The sequence below is a fragment of the Saccharothrix coeruleofusca genome (assembly GCF_014648515.1).
GTDB classification, from domain to species: domain Bacteria; phylum Actinomycetota; class Actinomycetes; order Mycobacteriales; family Pseudonocardiaceae; genus Actinosynnema; species Actinosynnema coeruleofuscum.
The window spans coordinates 193,369-210,174 of sequence record NZ_BMRG01000006.1 but is presented as its reverse complement, the minus strand read 5'-3'; the positions used below and the strand labels follow the sequence as shown (position 1 = coordinate 210,174).

Annotated in this window: 17 protein-coding genes; 3 read left to right on the top strand and 14 right to left on the bottom strand. The window is 71.0% G+C overall.

The window, feature by feature from the left end; all coding sequences use genetic code 11:
* Position 1: 1 nt before the first annotated feature.
* Positions 2-505, bottom strand: coding sequence for a MaoC family dehydratase (locus IEZ00_RS18405; RefSeq protein WP_189224500.1), 504 nt, complete (start codon positions 503-505; stop codon positions 2-4).
* Positions 506-782: 277 nt separating this feature from the next.
* On the opposite strand from IEZ00_RS18405, the gene corA reads away from it, so the two are divergent.
* A complete protein-coding gene (gene corA, locus IEZ00_RS18400; protein ID WP_189224499.1) occupies positions 783-1,865 on the top strand; it encodes a magnesium/cobalt transporter CorA in 1,083 nt (360 codons plus the stop codon).
* 153 nt (positions 1,866-2,018) lie between these two features.
* Here the strand turns inward: corA and IEZ00_RS18395 are convergent, their stop codons facing one another.
* Positions 2,019-3,107, bottom strand: a complete 1,089-nt coding sequence (locus IEZ00_RS18395) for a DUF2332 domain-containing protein (RefSeq protein WP_189224498.1) — start codon at positions 3,105-3,107, stop codon at positions 2,019-2,021.
* Positions 3,108-3,205: 98 nt separating this feature from the next.
* Between IEZ00_RS18395 and IEZ00_RS18390 the strand changes: the two genes are divergently transcribed.
* Together IEZ00_RS18390 and IEZ00_RS18385 are read left to right on the top strand one after the other, a co-directional pair.
* Positions 3,206-3,883, top strand: coding sequence for a metallophosphoesterase family protein (locus IEZ00_RS18390; protein ID WP_189224497.1), 678 nt, complete (start codon positions 3,206-3,208; stop codon positions 3,881-3,883).
* Positions 3,873-4,712 (top strand): ParB N-terminal domain-containing protein, encoded by an 840-nt coding sequence (locus IEZ00_RS18385; RefSeq protein ID WP_189224496.1) that lies wholly within the window; start codon positions 3,873-3,875, stop codon positions 4,710-4,712. The genes IEZ00_RS18390 and IEZ00_RS18385 overlap by 11 nt, the downstream gene beginning before the upstream one ends.
* Before the next feature lie 50 nt (positions 4,713-4,762).
* Here IEZ00_RS18385 and IEZ00_RS18380 read toward each other — a convergent pair whose 3' ends face one another.
* From IEZ00_RS18380 to IEZ00_RS18325, 12 genes are all read right to left on the bottom strand, one after another.
* On the bottom strand, positions 4,763-5,719 hold the full coding sequence (locus tag IEZ00_RS18380) for a hypothetical protein (protein WP_189224495.1): 957 nt from the start codon (positions 5,717-5,719) through the stop codon (positions 4,763-4,765).
* Positions 5,720-5,808: 89 nt separating this feature from the next.
* The gene (locus IEZ00_RS18375) at positions 5,809-6,708 is read right to left on the bottom strand and encodes a nucleotidyl transferase AbiEii/AbiGii toxin family protein (RefSeq protein WP_189224494.1); all 900 of its coding nucleotides are present in this window, start codon (positions 6,706-6,708) and stop codon (positions 5,809-5,811) included.
* The gene (locus IEZ00_RS18370) at positions 6,705-7,295 is read right to left on the bottom strand and encodes a type IV toxin-antitoxin system AbiEi family antitoxin domain-containing protein (protein ID WP_189224493.1); all 591 of its coding nucleotides are present in this window, start codon (positions 7,293-7,295) and stop codon (positions 6,705-6,707) included. The genes IEZ00_RS18375 and IEZ00_RS18370 overlap by 4 nt, the downstream gene beginning before the upstream one ends.
* A 174-nt stretch (positions 7,296-7,469) precedes the next feature.
* Positions 7,470-8,363, bottom strand: a complete 894-nt coding sequence (locus IEZ00_RS18365; protein ID WP_189224492.1) for an SDR family NAD(P)-dependent oxidoreductase — start codon at positions 8,361-8,363, stop codon at positions 7,470-7,472.
* 217 nt (positions 8,364-8,580) lie between these two features.
* Complete coding sequence (locus tag IEZ00_RS18360) at positions 8,581-9,765, bottom strand: ABC transporter ATP-binding protein (protein ID WP_189224491.1); 1,185 nt, start codon at positions 9,763-9,765, stop codon at positions 8,581-8,583.
* A gap of 7 nt (positions 9,766-9,772) precedes the next feature.
* Complete coding sequence (locus tag IEZ00_RS18355) at positions 9,773-10,618, bottom strand: carbohydrate ABC transporter permease (RefSeq protein ID WP_189224490.1); 846 nt, start codon at positions 10,616-10,618, stop codon at positions 9,773-9,775.
* Positions 10,618-11,523 (bottom strand): carbohydrate ABC transporter permease, encoded by a 906-nt coding sequence (locus tag IEZ00_RS18350; protein WP_229795880.1) that lies wholly within the window; start codon positions 11,521-11,523, stop codon positions 10,618-10,620. Before IEZ00_RS18350 ends, IEZ00_RS18355 begins: the two co-directional genes overlap by 1 nt.
* Before the next feature lie 44 nt (positions 11,524-11,567).
* Positions 11,568-12,821, bottom strand: coding sequence for an ABC transporter substrate-binding protein (locus IEZ00_RS18345; protein ID WP_189224489.1), 1,254 nt, complete (start codon positions 12,819-12,821; stop codon positions 11,568-11,570).
* Positions 12,822-13,013: 192 nt separating this feature from the next.
* Positions 13,014-13,505, bottom strand: coding sequence for a YflT domain-containing protein (locus tag IEZ00_RS18340; RefSeq protein ID WP_189224598.1), 492 nt, complete (start codon positions 13,503-13,505; stop codon positions 13,014-13,016).
* A gap of 255 nt (positions 13,506-13,760) precedes the next feature.
* Positions 13,761-14,957 carry an acyl-CoA dehydrogenase family protein gene (locus IEZ00_RS18335; protein WP_189224488.1) on the bottom strand — a complete coding sequence of 399 codons (1,197 nt, stop codon included), beginning with the start codon at positions 14,955-14,957 and terminating at the stop codon, positions 13,761-13,763.
* Positions 14,958-15,353: 396 nt separating this feature from the next.
* Positions 15,354-15,731 carry a hypothetical protein gene (locus IEZ00_RS18330; RefSeq protein ID WP_189224487.1) on the bottom strand — a complete coding sequence of 126 codons (378 nt, stop codon included), beginning with the start codon at positions 15,729-15,731 and terminating at the stop codon, positions 15,354-15,356.
* A gap of 45 nt (positions 15,732-15,776) precedes the next feature.
* The gene (locus IEZ00_RS18325; protein WP_189224486.1) at positions 15,777-16,736 is read right to left on the bottom strand and encodes an HpcH/HpaI aldolase/citrate lyase family protein; all 960 of its coding nucleotides are present in this window, start codon (positions 16,734-16,736) and stop codon (positions 15,777-15,779) included.
* Positions 16,737-16,806 lie beyond the last annotated feature (70 nt).

Genomic DNA, 16,806 nt, shown 5'->3' with positions numbered 1-16,806 from the left:
ATCACTCCTCGGGCTCGGGCCTGCCCGGCTGCTCGCCGCCGCGCGCGGCCCCGTAGGCCCGCTTGGGCACCATCACCTTGCGGCGGAACACGCAGACGACCGTGCCGTCCTGCTTGTAGCCGCGGGTCTCGACGTAGACCACGCCCCGGTCGTCCTTGGACTTCGACGGGGTCTTGTCCAGCACCTCGGTCTCACCGTAGATGGTGTCGCCGTGGAAGGTCGGCTTCACGTGCCGCAGCGACTCGACCTCCAGGTTGGCGATCGCCTTGCCCGAGACGTCGGGCACCGACATGCCCAGCAGCAGGGAGTAGACGTAGTTGCCGACCACCACGTTCTTGCCGAACTCGGTGGTCTCGGCCGCGTAGTGCGCGTCCAGGTGCAGCGGGTGGTGGTTCATGGTCAGCAGGCAGAACAGGTGGTCGTCGTACTCGGTCACCGTCTTGCCCGGCCAGTGCTTGTAGACCGCGCCGACCTCGAACTCCTCGTAGTACCGCCCGAACTGCACCGCGCGCCTCCGTTGGCTGTGTGGTGATCGGGGGTCACCCCGACCGGGACGCACAGTGTGAACGGGGCAGGAGTACCCTAGGCAACCGGTCTGTGAGCGACTCCACCGCCGGACCACCGACCCGAGGAGGTGAGGGCGATGAGCAACGACCCCCATCCTGCGAGTACCTCGCGCGTCCTCGTCGGCGGGTCGGCTTTGATCAGCTAGGCCCAGTGGTACCCGGTCGGGGACGTGCCGTCGTTTCGCCTGGAAACCGACGCCCCCGTCTGGAGGACCCGTGCCCAGCCTGCCCTCGCTCGGCGGCCTGAGAGGCCGCTCGACCGACCGCCTCCGCACGCCCGCGCCCGTCCCGGTGCCGCTGTCGGCGTACGTGGTCGACTGCGGCGTCTACGTCGACGGCAGTCGCCTGGCCGGCCGCTGGTCGCACACCGACGCGGTCAACGAGGTGCGCAAGCGCGGCGAGGGCTTCGTGTGGATCGGCCTGCACGAGCCCGACGAGGAGCAGATCCAGGGCGTCGCGGAGACCTTCGGCCTGCACGAGCTGGCCGTCGAGGACGCCGTGCACGCCCACCAGCGGCCCAAGCTGGAGCGCTACGACGACACGCTGTTCATGGTGTTCAAGACCGTGCGCTACATCCAGAACGCCTCGCCCGACACGGCCAACGAGATCGTCGAGAGCGGCGAGATCATGGTCTTCCTCGGCCGCGACTTCGTGGTCACCGTGCGGCACGGCAACCACTCCGGGCTGGCCGCCGTGCGGCGCGAGCTGGAGGCCGACCCGGAGCGGATGCGGATGGGCCCGGCCGCGGTGCTGCACTCGATCGCCGACCACGTGGTGGACAACTACCTCGACGTGACCGACCACATCGAGGACGACATCGACCAGATGGAGACGCTGGTCTTCGCGCCGCGCAGCGGGATCAGCGCCGACCAGATCTACCTGATGAAGCGCGAGGTGCTGGAGCTGCGCCGGGCGGTGATGCCGCTGGCGGTGCCGCTGCGCAGGCTGGCCGAGGGGTACACGCCGCTGATCCCCGAGCAGGTGCGCTCGTACTTCCGCGACGTCGACGACCACCTCACCGAGGTCTCCGAGCGGGTCCTCAGCTTCGACGAGCTGCTGACCACGCTGGTGGACGCGGTGCTGGCCAAGATCACGCTCCAGCAGAACTCGGACATGCGCAAGATCTCCGCCTGGGTGGCGATCATCTCCGTGCCCACCATGGTGGTCGGCGTGTACGGCATGAACTTCGACAACATGCCGGAGCTGCGCTGGAAGTTCGGCTACCCCATGGTGATCGCGGTGATCCTGGTGGCCTGCCTGACGCTGTACCGAATATTCCGTCGGAACCGCTGGCTGTAGCCCCCCGCCCACCCCGACCCGACGGGACACCCGACCATGACCAGATACCTCACCAACCTGCGCTTCTGGATCCTCACCTTCCTGCTCGGCTGGCTGGTCACGGTGACGCTGATCATCGCCTCCCAGCCGTAGCGGCCGAGACGGCCGCCCGCGTCAGGTCCAGGGCCGCACGTCCCACGCGAAGGGCACGCCGTGCCCGGCGCCCGAGCCCAGCCGCAGCGACACGTCCGCGGGCCAGAGCTTGAGCAGCAGCTGGAACTCCCACGGGTCGTCCGGGTCGTGGCTGCGCCGCGGCTCGTAGACCAGCAGCGCCAGCGGGGCGGTCGGCGTGGCGCGGGCCGCCGCGCCCGCCAGCACCGCCCGGCCCGCGGCGCGGTCGGCGGGCGAGGCGTACTGCCAGACCACCGAGTGCCACACCACGGTCAGCACGCCGCGCTCCGGGGTGCGCAGCTGCTGGGCCAGCCACTCCGGCCCGGTCGCCCGGCGCACCGGCACCCGGTCCGCCAGCGCCAGGTCCAGCGCCGCCCGCAGCCGCGCCAGCCGCTGCACCTGGTCGGCCCACACGAACGACAGCAGGTGCAGCCTGCCGTCCTCGGTGGTCACGTCGACCGGGTTGAGGTCGCAGCCCGCCCGGCGCACCACGCGCAGGTCGTGCTCCAGGTCCACGTCCGGCCGCCCGGTCCAGCCGGGGTCCAGCTCGAACGGGCTGTCCCGGTCGCCGAGCACCCGGTCCCCCACCCGGTAGGCGATCCGGTGCGGGCGCAGGTTCAGCCCGCCACTGGCGCCGACCTCCAGCAGCCGCACCGGGAACGGCGTGCGCCTGCCCGCCGCGTCCGCGGCCAGCCGGGTGGCCACGTGCAGCCCGCCGAACAGCGGACCGCTGCGGCCCGGCTCGTTGGTCTGCACCACCGTGGTGGAGATCATCGCGCGCAGCTCGTCCGCGTGCTCCTCCAGCACCGGCACCGCGTCCCGCCACAACCGGTCCAGCCTCGGCGTGCCGCCGACCGACGGGTAGTGCTCGGCCAGGCCGGGGGCGCGGCCCTGCAGCACCAGGCGGTGCAGCGCGCCCGCGAACCGCAGCCCCGGCACGGTGCCCCGGCGGTCGCGCTCGGCGCCCGCCATCACCCGCGCGGTCACCCCGCCGCTCGCCAGGTCGCGGGCGGCGGCGACCAGCAGGGTGTGGGTCAGCGGGCTGGCCTCGCGGCAGGGGCGGGCGGCGTCGAGGAATAAGTCGGCGAGCACGGGCCCGACGCTAGCCGGATTTCCCTTGTGCGGCACCGGGGAGAGGCGCATTTCACCCGCGCACGGCCGAGCCGCGGGACAGCGCATAGGCTCGGTGGGTGCCCAGGGTGCTCGCGGTGTCGGACGAGGTGGTGGAGCAGTTGTGGAGCGACCAGGTGCGCAGGCACCGGGTCGACCTGGTGCTGGCGGCGGGCGACCTGCCGTTCGACTACCTGGAGTTCCTCTCCGGCGCGCTGGACCGGCCGTGCGTGTTCGTGCCCGGCAACCACGACGTGGACCTGTCCGGCTACGCCAACGTGCGCGGGCTGTGGACCAAGGCCGGGCTGCCCGCGCGGTGGCCGGGGCCGGCGGGCGCGGTCAACGCCGACCAGCGGGTGGTCGACGTGGCCGGGCTGCGCATCGCCGGGCTGGGCGGGTCCATCCGGTACAACGACGGGCCCAACCAGTGGACCGAGCGGCAGCAGGCGCGCAGGCTGCGCCGGGTGCTGCGGCTGGCGCGGTGGCGCGGGCTGCGCGACGGGCGCGGCGTGGACGTGCTGCTGACCCACTCGCCGCCCAGGGGCTGCGGCGACGAGCCCGACGCGCCGCACCGCGGGTTCGAGTGCCTGCACGACGCCGTGCGGCGGCTGCGCCCGCCGTTGCTGCTGCACGGCCACATCCACCCGCACGGCGAGCGCAAACCCGACCGGGTGCTCGGCGGCACGCGGGTGGTGAACGTGGTCGGCTACAAGGTGATCGACATCCCCGGACGGGAGGAGGTGGGCCGTGCGCCGTGACACCGGGTTCCCGCGCATCGACGCGGAGAACGACTTCCAGCGGGCGCGCCGCAACCAGGTGCTGTCGCGCCTGGCCGCGTGGCTGCGCCGCGAACCCGACGACGTCAACATCACGCTGCCGTTCCACGAGGTGGTCGAGGCGCTGGGGATGCTCAGCGAGCGGCGCCTGGGGCTGCGCACGATCCGGCTGGACTCGATCGTGGGCAGCGTGGACCGCACCCGCGACTTCGACCGCCGGTTCCGGCCGACCTCGGCGCGGGTGCGCGAGCGGTGGCAGCGCCTGGCCGCGGCGCAGCGGCGCGGCGAGCCGATCCCGCCGATCGACGTCTACCGGGTCGGCGACCTGCACTTCGTCCAGGACGGGCACCACCGGGTGTCGGTGGCGCACGCGCTGGGCCTCGAGGTGATCGACGCCTACGTCACCGAGGTGGTGACCCGGATCACCGCGCACGGCATCCGGCACCGCGGTGACCTCATCGTCAAGGACTACCGGCGGCTGTTCCTGGAGCGGGTGCCGCTGACCGGCCAGGCGCGGGCGGCGGTGGTGCTGTCCGAGCCGTGGGACTACGCGGCGCTCGGCGAGCACGTCGAGGCGTGGGGCTTCCGCCTGATGCAGGACGAGGGCGCGTTCCTGGACCGGGCGACCGTGGCGCGGCGCTGGTACGAGGAGGAGTACGTGCCGGTGGTGGCCATGCTGCGGCAGGCCGACCTGGTGGGCGAGCGCACCGAGACCGAGGCGTACCTGTGGGTCGCGGGCGAGCGCTACCGCCTGATCCGCACCCACCGCTGGGACACCGGCGTCATCGACACCCTGCGGTCCCGCCGCTAGTCCAGAACGCTCGGTTCGCGGTGCCCGGACGCTCAACTCGCGCGATCGGGTTACCTGGGCAGGGGTCTGGCCTGGTCGAGGACCCGGTCGGCGTAGCTGTCGAGCAGGCGGGTGGCGACCTGCTGCGAGTAGCCGAGGATGACCGCCCACAGCAGCAGCGCGGCCTGCGAGGCGACGCCGATCAGGCCGGTGGTCACGCCCGCGCCCAGCGCCAGGATGCCGACCACGGCCAGTGCCGCGCCGAGCAGCACTTTGATCGCGGCCTGGTAGCCGATCATGATGTACGGCGACAGGCTCGGCCTGCGGCGCAGCAGCAGCACGACCGCGGACAGCACGGCCCCGAACGCGCCGAGGACCTGGATCAGCCACACGTCGGCGCCGCTGGGGGCGCGGCCGGACGGGCAGACCGTGGGCAGCCGCTCGGAGCCCACGCACATCGGCACCAGTCCCGGCCGGACCAGTCCGACCACGCCCAGGACCGTGTTGACCACGAACAGCACCACGGACGCGGCGATCAGCTTGTTGCGCAGCGCCCTTGAGCCCGCGTGGGCGAAGTCGGACTGGTCGAACGCGGCTCGCAGCGCGTCGACGACCAGCTCGCGCTCGACGCTGAGCGGGTACTCGCCGGGCCGCAGCTCCTCCAGCGCCCGGCGGCGCGGGTCCTCGGCGTCGAGCTGCTCGGCGACCCTGGCCCGCAGGCCGGGCAGCCTGCCCAGGAAGCCGCTGCCCGCGGCCACCACGGCGATCTCCGCTTCGTGCAGGGCGCGCCAGGCGCGTTCGATGTGCCAGCCGGACCACCACGACGCGATGGCCCGCCAGCGGGGCTCGTCGTGGGTGATCATCTCCTCCACCACGGCGGCGGCCTGCTCGGCCACCGCGCGCCACTGCTGGCTCTCCGGGTCCAGCGGGTCCGGCGGGCCCAGGGCGGCCAGGTCGGCGCGGACGCGGTCCAACCGCGACTGCACCACCAGCCGCCAGTCCGTGACCCTCGGTTTGCGGGTTGCCATATCACCTGATGGTGACAGGGTGTCGGGCCCAGACGATCACCCGGACGAGTGGTAGCAGGCGTTTTCCCGGCTCGACAGCGGAGCAGACCTCAGCGCCACGCCCTCTCGACAGGGCACCACGTCGCGCCGATGTCGTCGGCGAGCCGGTCGGCGAAACCGCTCACCGCGGCGACGACGTCGGCGAAGTCGGCGGGCAGGTGCTGTCCGTCCTCACCGAGGCGCGCTCGGAACGCCCGGTAAGCGGTCTGCCGCAGGACCGGCAGAGAACCCGTCACCTCGGAGAGCGGTCGGATTTCCACCCCGCGGTGCGCCGTGGTCGCGACCAGCGCTGCGCGGACCTCCTCATGCTCCAGGCGATGTCTACCGGTCAGCATGAAGACGTCCGCGAAGTCGCGGACGCGCGTGTTGGCGTTGCCGAGCGCGATGGCCGTGCTCAGCTTCTCGGCGAGCACGGTTTCGACCGGGTAACCCAGCACCCGGACAGCCGGTTCGCCCGGTCGCTGCGAGGGCAGCGCGACGATTTCGGGCTCGGGGGTCACCGGATCACCGAAGTTGACGTCCAATCTCAGCTTCACCCGCGCGCCGGACAGCAGGCAGTCCATCGCCACCCGGCCCCCGGCGTAGAGGTCGTCCTCCCGGATGCTCCGCGTGGTGACGGTGTCGGGCAGGTATTCCACCCCGTCATCCGGGTCGAGGGTCGTCCGGGCCACGGCGACGACGAGTTCGGCCACCGCCGCTTCGTCGTTGGTCAGCCGCTGGGCCAGCAGATCCGCGTCAGCGGTCGGGCGTCGGGCACCGAGGGCGGCCAGCAGCATCCCCCCTTTGAGGACGAGTTCTCCCGCGTGCGGCGACTCGGTGAGCCTGGCCAGCCAGCGCTCCAGGACGTACAGGACCAGCAGTTCCTGCGTGGTGCGGCGCTCGCGGCGTGCCCGGTTCCGCAGCTCCAGGTAAGCGCGCCCGCCGGGCGTGGCCTTCGTCGGGCGGTTCACTCGGCGATCAGCGCGTCCAGCGCGTTCCTGACCGGCCCGAACACGTCGAGTGCGCGGGCGATGTCGAGCACCAGCCCCGGACGGGCATCAGCGCGCCGGACGTAGCGGCGCAGCGCGGTCAGCGCCACCGGCTCGCCGTGCCGGTGGCGCAGTCTCATCAGGTCCACCACGGTCCTCGCCGGGTTGTAGACGCGGACGTACTCACCAGGGGCCGCCTCGACGGTTCCCACACCGAGTTCGAAGGTGGCCTCGGCGAACCGGAACACCTGCGTCGGGGGGTGGTCGATGCGCGGCGGCCGCTGGTGGCGCGGTACCGCGATCTGCGTCGTCAATGGGATCTCATCGGTCAACTCGTGCACAGCGGCGGCGGACAGGCAGCAGGTGATCGCACCGGGAACCCGGTAGGCCACGGCCAGCAGGTCCGGCAGGGACGCCTGTTCCGAGTCGGCTTTTCGGAACACCCCGCGGGAGAGCTCCACCACCGCCCCGCTGTCCCGGAGCCGGTACAGGTCGCGGTGGTGCATCCCCCGCCCGCAGGCGGTCGCCGTGGTGAAGGTGTCGGGCAGCTCGTCCAACGACACAGTCATGGATAGAAGTGTCACCATGTAGGACACACCTGGCAACACTTTCATCCACCCGCCGGCAAGTACTACCCGCCCCGTCCTCCTGGGCCGTTTTCCACTACCCGGCCGCCGCAGCGCTCCGGCCGGGTAGTAGTTGAACGCTCGTGGAGAGCCCACGGGTAGTACTTGCAGGTGGGGTCAGACGGCTTGGGAGGGCTCCACCAGCTCGCGCAGGCGCGGGGGCATCCGCTTCTCCAGCCCGTAGGGCTCCAGGTGGGCCTGCAGCACCCCGGTGAACGCCCGCTCCACCGACCCCGCGTCCCAGCTGTCGCTCTCCAGGATCGGCGGCTTGAAGTGCGGCTGGCCGATCAGGTGCAGCTGCCTGCCGTTGCACCGCACCACCTGCCCGGTGATGCCCGCCGCCGCGTCGCTGAGCAGGAACAGCACCAGCGGCGCCACCTTGCCCGGCACCCGGTCGGCCGGGATGGCGCGCAGCGAGCGCTCGGACTTCCACACCATCCGGGTGTGCGCCACCGGGCACACCGCGTTGACCCGGATGCCCTCGGTCTCCAGGTCCAGCGCCCACGAGCAGCTCAGCGACGCAACCGCGCCCTTGGTCGCCGAGTAGGTGGCCAGCTTGCGCTGGCCCAGGAACGCGCCGGAGGAGACGTTGACGATCGAACCGCCCCCGCCCCGCTCGCGCATGGCGCGCATGGCCGCGGTGCCGGTGTAGATCACGCCGAGCAGGTTGACCTCGACCAGCCGCCGGATGGCGTCCGGGTCGTCGTCCCACGGCAGGGCCTCGTAGTTCAGCCCGGCGTTGTTGACCAGGCCGTCGAGGCGGCCGAACTCGGCCACGCACACGCCGACGATCTTCTCCGCCTCGGTCGGGTCGGCGACCGTGTGCGCGCTGGCCACGGCCCGCCCCCCGTAGTCCCTGATCCGCTCCGCGACCCGCTCGGCGAGGTCGCCGTCCACGTCGTTGACCACGACCGCGGCGCCCGCCCGCGCGGCGTGCATGGCGTACGCCTCGCCCAGCCCCCGGCCCGCGCCGGTGACGACGACCGCCTTCCCGTCCAGCTCATTGCCCATGCGTGTGCCCCTATCCCCTGCGCGGTGGCCGATCACCCCCGCTCGCTCAGCGTGGAGATCGTCGGGGCGGGTGGGACGGGACTTGCGGCGAGTTGCCGCCGTGCTGCGCTGAATGGAGCACCGAATTCGTCCGCACCGATGAGCCGCACTGGTCAGCAACTCTCCGTGAACAGCGCAAAGGGGCTGTCCGGCGCACCGGACAACCCCTTCCCGGCATTCACTCTCCAGCGTAAGTGAGGTTCCGCCCGGTCGCGGGGTCGAACAGCTGCACCTTGTCGGCGTCGAACCAGATCTCCGCCTGCTCACCCTGCGTAGCCGACGAGGCGGCCGAGAGCCGGGTCACCAGCGCCACCCCGCTGCCCGGCACGTCCGCCGAGCCCGCGTCAGCGGCCAGCTCGGCCAGCTCCTCGGAGGTCGCCTGCTCACCGGAGAGGGTGAAGTAGGCGAACTTGTCCGAGCCCATCGACTCCAGCACGTCCACCTGGCTGGTGAACGTGACGCCGCTGTCGCGGACCGCCTCGTCGACCAGCCGGGCGTCCTCGAAGTGCTCCGGGCGCAGGCCCACGATCACCTCGCGCGGCGCGTCGGCGGCCTCCAGCATCGACCGCACCCGCGCGGTCAGCGGGATGTCGCCCAACGGCGAGCGCAGCGTGCCGTTCTCCAGCCCGGCGGGCACGAAGTTCATCGCGGGCGAGCCGATGAACCCGGCGACGAACAGGTTGGCCGGGTGGTCGTAGAGGTACTGCGGCGCGCCGATCTGCTGCACCGCGCCGCCGCGCATCACCACCACGCGGTCGCCCAGGGTCATCGCCTCGGTCTGGTCGTGGGTGACGTAGACCGTGGTGGTGCCCAGCTGCTTCTGCAGCCGCGACACCGAGGTGCGCATCTGCACGCGCAGCTTGGCGTCCAGGTTGGACAGCGGCTCGTCCATCAGGAACGCCTTGGGGTTGCGCACGATCGCGCGCCCCATCGCCACCCGCTGGCGCTGGCCGCCGGAGAGGTTGGACGGCTTGCGGTCCAGGTGCTGGGTCAGGTCGAGGATCTCCGCGGCCTCCTTGACCTTCTTCTCCACCGTGGCGTTGTCCACCTTGGCCAGCCGCAGCGGGAAGGCCATGTTCTCCTTCACCGTCATGTGCGGGTAGAGCGCGTAGGACTGGAACACCATGGCGATGTCGCGGTCCTTGGGGGCGCGCTCGTTGACCCGCTCCCCGCCGATGCGCAGCTCGCCCGAGGTGATGTCCTCCAGGCCCGCGATCATGTTGAGGGTCGTGGACTTCCCGCAGCCCGACGGGCCGACCAGGATGATGAACTCGCCGTCGGCGATCTGGATGTCCACGTCCCGCACGGCCACCGCGCCGTCCGGGTACTGCTTGCTCACCTTGTCCAGGACGATCTCGGCCATTGCGCACTCACCCCTTGACAGCGCCGGAGGTCAACCCGGCGACGATCCGACGCTGGAAGAACAACACGAACAGGATGATCGGGATCGTGATCACCACCGCGGCGGCGGCGACCGACCCGGTCGGGTCCTCGAACTGCGAGCTGCCGGTGAAGAACGACAGCGCCACCGGCACCGTCCGCGACGCCTCGGTGGAGGTCAGCGAGATCGCGAACAGGAAGTCGTTCCAGCAGAAGATGAACACCAGGATCGCCGTGGTGAACACGCCCGGCGCGGCCAGCGGCGCGATGACCCGGCGGAACGCCTGGCCCGGCGTCGCGCCGTCCATCTTCGCCGCCTTCTCCAGCTCCCACGGGATCTCGCGGAAGAACGCCGACAGCGTGTAGATCGCCAGCGGCAGCGCGAAGGTGATGTAGGGCAGGATCAGGCCCGGCCAGGTGTCGAACAGCCCCAGCGACCGCTCGATCTCGAACAGCGGCGAGACCAGCGAGATCTGCGGGAACATCGCGATCAGCAGGGACACCCCGACCAGCACCCGCTTGCCGGGGAAGTCCAGCCGGGCGATGGCGTAGGCGGCCATGGTGCCGAACACCACCGCGACGGCCGTGGCGATCAGCGCGATGCCGATGGAGTTCACCAGCGCCCGCACGAACTCCGTGGTGGAGAAGATGGCCCGGTAGTTCTCCAGGGTCCACTCGCGCGGGATGAAGTTGCCGTCCGCCAGGGTGGCCTTGGACTTGAACGACAGCGACACGATCCACAGCACCGGGAACAGCGCGTAGACCACCACGACGGCGTTGAGCAGCGACCAGCGGACCTTGCGGCCGGTGGTCTCGGCCCCACCGATGCCCGCCATCAGCGCCTCCCCCCGTTGTCGCTGCCCGGAGCGGCGGTGCCGAACAGCTTGATGAAGATGAACGCGATGATCGCCACCGCGATGAAGATGAGCACCGACATGGTCGAGCCGACGCCCAGGTTCAGGCCCTTGATCAGGTTGTTGTAGGTGATCATCGACACCGACGCGGTGCCCTGCGAGCCGCCGGTGAGCACGAACAGGTTGTCGAAGATGCGGAACGCGTCCAGGGTGCGGAACAGCAGCGCCACCAGGATCGCGGGCTTCATCACCGGCACCATGACCTTGGTGAACCGCTGCCAGGCGTTCGCGCCGTCCATCGCCGCGGCCTTGAGCAGGTCGTCGGGCACCAGCGCCAGGCCCGCCATCAGCAGCAGGGCCATGAACGGCGTGGTCTTCCAGACCTCGGCCAGGATCACCACCATGATCGACGGGATCTTCTCGGTCAGCACCGGCCCGCCGCCCGCCAGCTCGGCCAGGTAGCCGGTGCCCGGCGTCCAGGCGTAGCGCCACGAGAACGCGGCCACCACGGTCACGATGCCGTACGGGATCAGCGAGGACGTGCGCACCAGCCCGCGGCCGACCAGTGCGCGGTGCATGATCAGCGCCAGCGCCATGCCCAGCACCAGCTCGATCACCACCGACACCACGGTGATCACCACGGTGATCCACATGGCGTTCCACCAGTACGGGCTGCTGAGCACGGTGACGTAGTTGTCGAGGCCGACGAACTCGGTCCGGTCCGGGAACTTCAGGTCGTAGCGCTGGAGCGACAGCCAGACCGAGTAGACGATCGGCCAGCCCGCCACGCCCGCCATCACCAGGATGGCGGGCAGGCACAGCAGCAGCCCCAGCCTGCGCTCGGCCTTCTTGCCCTCGCTGAGCGCCGCCTTGGCCTTGGCGTCCAGCGGTGTGCGCGGTGCGGTCTCCGCCCGCGGGGTCGTCGCCTGGCTCACGGCAGCACTCCCTTCGAGTCCAGTGCGTCCTGCAGCTCGCCGCGCAGCCGGTCGGCCGTGGCCTGCGGGTCGATGCTCGCGGGCGGCGACAGGATGGTGGAGATCACCGTCGAGACGTTCTGGTAGGCCGGGGTGCGCGGGCGCACGGTGGCGCTCTTGAGCGTCTCCAGGATGGCTTCCTTCATCGGGTACGGCTCGGCCATCTCCGGGTCCTCGTAGACCGACTCGATGGTCGGCGGCACGCCGTCGTTGATCGCGGCGAACTTCTGGTTCTCCGCGCTGCGCAGGCACAGCACCGCGTCGAAGGACTCCTCCGGGTGCTCGGTGAACGCGCTGACCCCGTAGTTGACGCCGCCGACGGTGACCTTGGCGTCCCCGCCGTCGATCGACGGGAACGGCGCCCACTTGAGGTTCTTGGCGAACTCCGGGTTCGCCTGGGCCGCCGCGTAGACGTAGGGCCAGTTCAGCATGAACGCCGCGTCGCCGCGCTCCATGGCCAGGCGCGCGTCGTCCTCGGCGGCGTTGGAGAACGACGGGTCGACCACCTCGGAGGTGGCGAACTTCTTCAGCACCTCCAGCGCCTTCACGGCCTTGTCGTCCACGACCGCCTTGGTGCCGCTGTCGTCGATGATCTCACCGCCCGCCGAGCGCACCAGGGTGTTGAACAGCACCACCAGGCCCTCGTACTGCTTGCCGGTCGCCTCGACCAGGCCGGGCTTGCCCTGGGCCTCCAGCTGGGCGCCCATGTCGATCATCTCGTCCCACGTGCGCGGCGGCGTGGGCACCAGGTCGCCCCGGTACCACAGCAGCTGGACGTTGGTGTTGTCCGGAGCGCCGTACAGCTTGCCCTCGTAGCGGGCCGTCTCCAGCGGCGTCTCCAGCGTGCCGTCCTCGACCCGCGCCTTGGCCTCGCCGGTGAACTCCTTGATCCAGCCCGCCTCCGCCAGCTCGGCGGTCCAGGTCACGTCGAGCCCGAGGACGTCCATGCCGGTGTCCCCGGCGGCCAGCCTGCGCACCAGCTGCTCGCGCTGGCCGTCCGCCTCGCGCGGCAGCTTGTGGTACACGATCTCGTACCCGGCGTTGCGCTCGTTGCACTTGTCGACGATCTTCTGGAAGTTCTCCTGCGGGTACTTGTAGACGTTGATGGTGAGTCCACCACCACCTGAACCGCAGCCCGCCAGCGCCGAGGCCGCGATCAGCGCGGCTCCTCCCGCGGCGGCCAACCGGTGACGCGGTTTCGCGCCCCTCATCGGCCTCGCCTCCTTCTCAACAACGGAGGAGCCAGACCGCAGCGCCCGGCACCTCGTCGTGCCCCCACCGGTCGACCCAGGGATGGGCCAACCGGTGGGACGAACCTAGGCCCGGTGATCACTTGCCGCAACCACCCTGCGCAACGATTCAGACCCGAACCGTGCGCTACCCGGTGGAGGCGGTCGGCAAACCTACTCCTTTTGGGCGTCCGCCGGTCGCATGGCGAGTTTGGCGAGCAGGTCCCTGCCCCGTTCGGCCGAGCGGGGTTGGCACAGCACGTCGTAGCGGCCCGCGACCAACTGGCTGGCGGACTGGAAGTCGCGCTTGCCCCTGGTCGAGCTGTAGCCGACGGCCGCGAAGATCAGGCCGAAGCCGACGCCGGTGATCACGCCGACCAGGATCGGCCCGAAGCCCGCCCCCGGCGTGGTGTTGAACAGGCTCAGCAGCACGCCGACGAACGCGCCGAACCAGGCGCCCGAGGCCGCGCCGGTGCCCAGCACGCGCCCCCAGGTGAGCTTGCCGGTGACCCGCTCGACCAGCATCAGGTCCACGCCGACGATGGTGACCTCCTGCACCGGGAAGTCGCTGTCGGCCAGGAAGTCCACCGCGCGCTGGGCTTCCTCGTAGGTGCCGTACGAGCCGATGGGCCACCCCGTCGGGGGCGTCGGCAGGCGCGGTGGCATGCCCGGTCGGTTCTGGCCGGAGAAGGAACTCGTCACGGTGACCACCTCTTCGCGGTGCTGATCACCCCATCCTGCCAACAGCGGGCGAACGACGCGAAACGGATGACCGGGAAATCAACGCGACTGTGACGTCGGCCCCCTCGGCACCGCGCCCACGAGGGCGATCGGGGACGGCGCCCGGACCCCGCACCCGCTCGGCCGCCCACCGCACGGGTGAGCGGCCGGGAGCCCGGACGAGTGACCGCCGAGCCGTCCTCAGCCCCGCGACCGGTAGTCGCGCAGCAGACCGCGGCTGATGATGGTCTTCTGGATCTCGCTGGTGCCCTCGCCGATCAGCAGGAACGGCGCCTCGCGCATCAGGCGCTCGATCTCGTACTCCTTGGAGTAGCCGTAGCCGCCGTGGATGCGGAACGCCTCCTGCGTCACCTCGGCGCAGTACTCGGAGGCGATCAGCTTCGCCATGCCCGCCTCGACGTCGTTGCGCGCGCCGGAGTCCTTCAGCCGCGCGGCGTTGACCATCATCAGGTGGGCCGCCTCGACCTTGGTGGCCATCTCGGCCAGCTTGAACGCGATGGCCTGGTGCTCGGCGATGGGCTTGCCGAAGGTGCGGCGCTGCTGCGCGTACTCGATGGCCAGCTCGAACGAGCGCAGCGCGATGCCGCACGCGCGGGCGGCCACGTTGACCCGGCCCACCTCGACGCCGTCCATCATGTGCTGGAAGCCCCGGCCGGTCTGCCCGCCGAGCACCCGCCCGGCCGGGACGCGGAAGCCGTCGAACACCATCTCGGTGGTGTCGACGCCCTTGTAGCCCATCTTGTCGATCTTGCCGGGGATGGTCAGGCCGGGCGCGACCTCGCCGTAGCCCTCGGGCTTGTCCACCAGGAACGCGGTGAGGTTGCGGTGCGCCTTCTCCGCGCCCTCGTCGGTCTTGACCAGCACGGCCGTGAGGTTGGACGTGCCGCCGTTGGTCAGCCACATCTTCTGGCCGCTGATGACGAAGTCGTCGCCGTCCCGGACCGCGCGGGTGCGGATGGCGGCCACGTCGGAGCCCAGCTCCGGCTCCGACATCGAGAAGGAGCCGCGCACCTCGCCGGTGGCCATGCGCGGCAGGTAGTCCCGCTTCTGCTCGTCGGTGCCGTGCTGCTTGATCATGTGCGCCACGATGAAGTGCGTGTTGATCACGCCCGACACGCTCATCCAGCCGCGCGCGATCTGCTCGACCACCAGCGCGTAGGTCAGCAGCGACTCGCCGAGGCCGCCGAACTCCTCGGGGATGGTCAGGCCGAACAGCCCCATCTCCTTCATGCCCTCGACGATGTCGGCGGGGTAGGTGTCGGCGTGCTCCAGCGCCTGGGCGTGCGGGATGATCTCCTTGTCCACGAAGGCGCGCACCGTGGACAGGATCTCCTCCTGCACGTCGGTCAGTCCTGCGGTCTGGGCCAGGCGCGCCATCGCACTCTCCCCTTCGTAGCCGTGAGTTACCGGCGAGTATGGACCGGTTAACGACCGTTCGCGCTCGGAAGGTGCGCTACACCACGCGCTGTACCGAGACAGCCCCCGGGCCGCCCCCGAGCAGGTTCTTCTCCCACAGCTCGCCGAGCGAGCACTCCTCCAGCCACCGGCCGAGCCGGTCGCGGTCCGGTCGACAGCCGGTCCGCGGGCACCGCGGTGCCCGAGTCGTCCCGCCACCGCAGGCGGACGCGATCGCCGTTCTCCGGCCTGAGCACGAAGTCGCGGAAGAACGGGGCGACCTGCCGGACGACTCCGACGACGCGCCGGTAAGCCGAGCGGTCCCGCCGCTCGTCGCTCTCGGCGAGCGCGAGGAGCACCGCCGCGAGGTTGCCCGCATCACCGCGCAGCACCCGGTTGTCGGAAGTCGGCCCCGCGCCTGACCGGCGCGTTCCGGCTCGTGTCGTGGAAGTGGTGGACGCGGCAGCCGCGCGGCGGGTCGACGACTTCCGGGGCCGCGTCGAAGCGGCCGGGGGCGTCCGCCTCGGCGCTCCGGTGGAGGCGCACCTCCCCGCCGCTGCCCGCGAAGTGCCAGTTCCCCGCGTCCGAGCCGCCGCCTTCCGCCAGCCGCCCCAACAGCTCGAACAGGCGGAGGAAGTCGCTCTTGCCCGTGCCGTTCGCGCCGATCAGCACGTTGAGCCTGCCGGGGGAGACCGACGCCGACCGGATCGAGGCGAAGTCCCGCACTTCGATCTTCCGCAGCCCCGCGACGGCCATGCCGACCCCCCTACGGCCACACGACCGCCGCGGAGCCGCGACACGTCACTCCTCCGGCGGGGTCCACACGTCGTTGCGGGACATGCCCGCCGCGCGTCCCTTGCCCGAGATCACCAGGGCCATCTTGCGCGAGGCCTCGTCGATCATCTCGTCGCCCAGCATGACCGCGCCGCGCTTCCCGCCCGCCTCGGAGGTGTAGTAGGCGTAGGCGTCGAGGATGTTCTCGGCGTGGTCGTAGTCCTCCTGCTTGGGGCTGTAGACCTCGTTCGCCGCCTCGATCTGGCCGGGGTGCAGCACCCACTTGCCGTCGAAGCCCAGCGCGGCCGAGCGGCCCGCCACGCGCTTGAAGCCCTCCACGTCGCGGATCTGCAGGTAGGGGCCGTCGATGGCCTGCTTGTCGTGCGCCCGCGCGGCCATCAGGATGCGCATCAGGATGTAGTGGTAGGCGTCGCCCACGTCGTAGCCGGGCGGCTGCTCGCCGACGACCAGGGACTTCATGTTGATCGACGCCATGAAGTCGGCCGGGCCGAAGATGATGGTCTCCACGCGCGGGGACGCGGCGGCGATGGCGTCGACGTTGGTCAGGCCCAGCGCGTTCTCGATCTGGGCCTCGATGCCGATGCGGCCGACCTCGTAGCCCATGGTCTTCTCGATCTGGGTCAGCAGCAGGTCCAGCGCGTGCACCTGCTGCGCGGTCTGCACCTTGGGCAGCATGACGCAGTCCAGGTTGGCGCCCGCGCCCTCGACCACCTCGACCACGTCCCGGTAGGTCCACTCGGTGGTCCAGTCGTTGACCCGCACCACGCGCGTCTTCGAGCCCCAGCCGCCCTCGTTCAGCGACGCCACGATGGTCTTGCGCGCGTCCGGCTTGGCCAGCGGCGCGCACGCGTCCTCCAGGTCCAGGAAGACCTGGTCCGCGGGCAGCGTGCGGGCCTTGTCGATCATCTTCTGGCTCGATCCGGGGACCGCCAGGCAAGAACGCCGGGGACGCTGCTGGTCGACCACTGGGGTACCTCCTCGTACCGGCCGGTAACTCCTGTGCTGCGAAGGGTGGCACGCACCCGTGCACCCCGCT